This window comes from Streptomyces phaeochromogenes, assembly GCF_001418655.1.
Taxonomy (GTDB): Bacteria; Actinomycetota; Actinomycetes; order Streptomycetales; family Streptomycetaceae; genus Streptomyces; species Streptomyces phaeochromogenes.
Genome location: NZ_LIQZ01000620.1, coordinates 1 through 956, shown reverse-complemented (window position 1 = coordinate 956; position 956 = coordinate 1). Strand labels below are relative to the sequence as shown.

The 956-nt window shown below is 68.0% G+C and carries 1 protein-coding gene and 1 pseudogene; both read right to left on the bottom strand.

Annotation, left to right across the window (positions count from 1 at the left end; translation table 11 throughout):
* Positions 1–534, bottom strand: a 534-nt coding sequence (locus tag AOK17_RS46770) for an MFS transporter (protein WP_245697891.1), incomplete at its 3' end; no start/stop codon positions are given.
* Between the two features lie 234 nt (positions 535–768).
* Positions 769–956 (bottom strand): annotated as a pseudogene (locus tag AOK17_RS46765) (TetR/AcrR family transcriptional regulator); the annotation flags it as partial.

Sequence of the window (956 nt, the reverse complement as noted above, 5' to 3'; positions counted from 1 at the left end):
CGGGATGAACACCAGCGTGGCGAGGAGCTGGCCGCCCTGCGTGCCACTGAGCGTGAAGCTGGTGAAGAAGCCGCGTTTGTTGGGTGGCGCGTGCTCCAGCGACATGGAGTTGGCGCTGGCCTGCTCGCCGGCGGCCGAGATGCCCTGCAGGACACGGCAGATCACCAGGAGCACCGGGGCCAGCGTGCCGACCTGGTCGCGCGTCGGCAGACAGCCGATGAGGAACGTCGAGACCCCCATCAGGATCAGCGTGAAGACCATGATCTTCTTGCGGCCGACCTTGTCGCCGAAGTGGCCGAGGAACAGCGCGCCGACCGGCCTGGCCGCGTACGCGACACCGAACGTGGCCAGCGACAGCAGGGTCGCGGTGGCCGGGTCCGACTCGTCGAAGAAGACCTCGGGGAAGATCAGCGCCGCCGCGCTGCCGTAGATGAAGAAGTCGTAGTACTCCAGCGCGCTGCCGATCCAGGCGGCCGTCGCAGCCTTCTTTGGCTGGCCGGGTGGCGCGTCGAGGGGCGCTGCGGGGACGGACACGGCTTGCTCCTTCGGGGGAACTCCAACGTAAGCGGAGTGAGCGGAGGGGGAGAAGTGCCGGATCCCTGGGGTGACGGGGCGGCCGTGCCGGGGGCTACCCGGCTAATTAACCCACTGGATAGTTAGTAGCGGTTGGCTACGGATGTTGCGCTCACGTTTCCCGGGTGTCAAGAGGTCGTGCCGAAGGATCTTGCGGTGCCCTGTCCGTGCCCCGCCTGCGTCGCGCCGCGTCCCTCAGTCCGCCGAGCGGTCCGCCGTCAGATAGGCGATGACCATGTCGCCCAGCATGTTCCGGTAGTGCTCGCGCTGGGCCGGGTCGACCAGGTCGCGGCCGAACAGGGCCCCGAAGGTGTGCCGGTTGGCGACCCGGAAGAAGCAGAACGAGCTGATCATCGCGTGCAGGTCGACGGCGTCCACGTCGG